We start from the raw sequence: 3,306 nt of genomic DNA on the forward strand, positions 1-3,306 counted from the left end.
AAATTTAAGAGGGTTGAAATCATGAACAAAAGCAAGTTCCTTAAGAGACCACTTGCGGCTCTTCTGGCCATTCTCATGGTCGTCGCTTTGGTCCCAATGAGCGCTTTCGCTGCTGATGCCGCCATCCCGCAGGGAGTGCCCACACTGGCTATAGGTGTGAGCGCTAATGCGGAGAAAATGGCAGAAGAAGTGAAGGCTGCTGCAAACGTCACAAATGTGACCGTAGATGACGCTAACAACGTCAATAACCTGCTTTGGTTTGTCATGACAGGAATGGGCAGCACTGATAGCTATTCTCTGTCTATGATGAATGAAAGTGGCAAGGAGTTACTGGGAGAAAAGTATGTGAGCTATGGTGCTACTAGCAAAAACTTCACTACTGGCTCAAAAAAATACTTTATCTACCTCTCCTTAGACCAGGCAGCGGATGACGGCAAAAATGCGCAGGTGGACAAAAAAGTCCTGGCTGATGGCGTGTACACCGTTAAGCTGAAGAATGAAACTAAGAATACTGTCGTCGCCACCGAAACCTTTACCCTGAAGAGTGAAGGCGAGGGTGAGAACAAAACCTGGACCGGCAAGCAGACAATCGGCGAAGTCGAGTTCAAGGGAGCCGAGTCCGGGTTTGCAGACAAGAACTTGTCCGACGTCCAGTCCGGCACTCCCAAGTTTGATGTCACTTCTGCCGGTACTGACAAGTGGAATGTGAAGGTCAGCGGCGCTACTCTGAAGTACATCACTGGCTGGACAGGGTTCAACAGCGCAGTTGAAAAGGAACGGCAGGGCTATTATCTTGGAATATCTGTTCCGAGGGCTCTGAACGGAAATGTTGTCTCAGTTATGACTCTTCCTGCAGCAGCAGGTCCGAAAGAGGTCAAAGAAACAGCTTTTACAGAGTACAATGGTTCTTACTGCGACCTGTTCATTCACCTTGGTGAAACTGCCGAGGAAGTGAAGGCCAAGGCCGACTGGTCCTTTAAAATTAAGTACGGCAACCTGCCGGAGCACACCTACACCTTTGACTTCTCCGGCCTGAGCTTCCCCTCTGAGGAGCCCAAGTTTGAGGCTCTTGATATGGAGAGCGGCCTGCTTGACAAGGGTACAAACGAACTGCAGGCTGACATTGTGGGCAGCGTTGACGCGTCAACCAAGACCATAACTGTTACCGGTACCTCTTACTATGTAAGCAACTGGACATCGTTCGACGGCGATACAACGAAGAACAGCGGTAACTTTGTTGCCTTCAAGATAACAAACCCCGCAAATATGCCTGTGTACCTTTTGAGCCCCACAGAAAATATATGGAAACCCCATACTGACGGAAGCGTTCTGCGCATCCAAAACCAGGATGGAAACAAAGGAAAAATAATGGTCGGAGGGTCCTTCGACAAGGGGACCAAGAAAGCCACAGGTGGAACAGAGTGGACCATCGATTTCAACAGTGTTGACATGATGAAGGAAGGCGACGGTGCTCTGCAGATAACACCTGTGACCGGCACTGTGCTCGGCAAGAAGGGCACTGACCTTCAGTCCAACATCTCTACTACCCGGAAGACCAACGAGAGTGGTGTAACCACCATCACCGTCAGAGGCAACAGCAATTACATTCCTGTCTGGACGCAGTTCTCCACTAACCCGGATTATCAGAAGGGTCACTACCTTGCTCTGAAGCTTACTGCCGGCACTGGCGACACAATAAAAGTTCAGGGAACAAGCTCAGCAGAAGAGACACTGGATTCTGACGGAATAATCGTTCTTACCCTGAATAAGATGGTCGCAGAGAACGATTATAGAAGGAAGGTAACCGTTACACCGAGTGAAGGCGATGCCAAAACATATTATCTCGACTTCTCCGCGGTGAAGCGTCTGCCTGCTGAAATAAAGGGCGTTTCTGTTGATACTGACCCCACTAATGGTAATAAGTTAAAGGGCTTAGAGGTTGCCTATAAGGACGGAAAGATTATCCTGTCCGGCCTGGTAGAGCCCATGAAGGAAAATGAGAATCTGTTTAATGACGCTGTACTGAGCGTTGACATTGGTGCTGAAGAAGCGACGAGAGTAAATGTCCGTATTACAAAGGTTGGCGACAAGCTGGAGGCTTCTGCTACCACAACTGTTGCCGGCAACACCCTGGTATTCGACACCAGCATGCTCATCATCAAGAATCCTGATGCCACCGATGTGGCTACCTTTGCGGCTCCTGCCTCCAAGGTTTCCGACACTATCCCCGAGGAGCAGAAGGAAGCTGCCAACGCTGTTGCCGAGGCCCTGGGCAACAGCAGCACAAAGGTCGAGGAGGATATCCTCCAGAAGTACGCAAATGTTATATCCAACGATTCCGCCAACAAGGGCTCTCTGATTACAGAGGCCGCTAAGATTGTTGCCGAGAACAGCAGCAAGATTCCCGCGGCGCTGAAGGACCAGATTGAGGAAGACGCAGCAGCTGCTGCCAACGGCTCAACTGATTTCGGCACAAACTCCATCGTGCAGGCTTATGTACAGATTGAGGTTGTTGGCGTAGAGAGCACCGACGGTGAGATTACAAGCTTCAAGCTCGCTATCACACCCATGGCCCGCACTATTATATCCACTGAGAGCGAGGCCAGCAAGCTGAAGATTTTTGACGCCAACGCGGAAGACGCCAGCGCTAACAGCAAGGCCAACGCCATTGTCGTCAAGGACGAGGAGATAAAGATTGCCGAGGCCACCACTGTCAAACTTGCCCTGCCTGACGCATACAAGGCTAAGGAAGCATTTATCCTGCACGATAAGGGCGAGCTGGGCACCTTCAAGTACGAGGGCAAGATTAGCGGCATCTCCCCCAGAGTGGTCGAGTTCAACAGCGAGAACGGCTTCAGCGACTTCACCATTTCCGCCACTGAGCCTATGAGCAATGACGCCACCCTGAGCAGCGTTAAGGTTGGCGAGTACACTGCCGAGAAGAAGTCCGACAGCGAGTATGCCGTGACTGTGGCAGAGGGTACCGACGTCACTAAGCTGGCCCTGACCCTGACCGCCACCGACAGCAATGTCAAGAGCATCACCGTCAATGGCGCCGCCTATACCGAGGGCATGACCGTTGACCTGACCGATAAGGCAACCATCGTTGTCACCGCCGAGGACGGCACAGAGGCTACCTATACCCTGACCGCCACCGTGGACGGCACTACACCTGCTGAGAAGCCCTCCGACAAGTACACTGACCTTGATAAGGTAACAAACGACACCATGCGCGACAAGGTCAAGGCAGCTATCGATATGGGCATCATGGGCAGCACCAGCTCCACCGCCTATGTCTTCGCCCCC

General features: G+C 51.6%; 1 protein-coding gene. It reads left to right on the forward strand.

Going from position 1 to position 3,306, the window contains the following annotated elements:
* Positions 1 to 21: 21 nt before the first annotated feature.
* A partial coding sequence (locus D5270_RS16265) for a cadherin-like beta sandwich domain-containing protein (RefSeq protein WP_166545061.1) occupies positions 22 to 3,306 on the forward strand: 3,285 nt, incomplete at its 3' end.

It is taken from the genome of Acutalibacter sp. 1XD8-36 (genome assembly GCF_009917525.1).
Classification (GTDB): domain Bacteria; phylum Bacillota; class Clostridia; order Oscillospirales; family Acutalibacteraceae; genus Acutalibacter.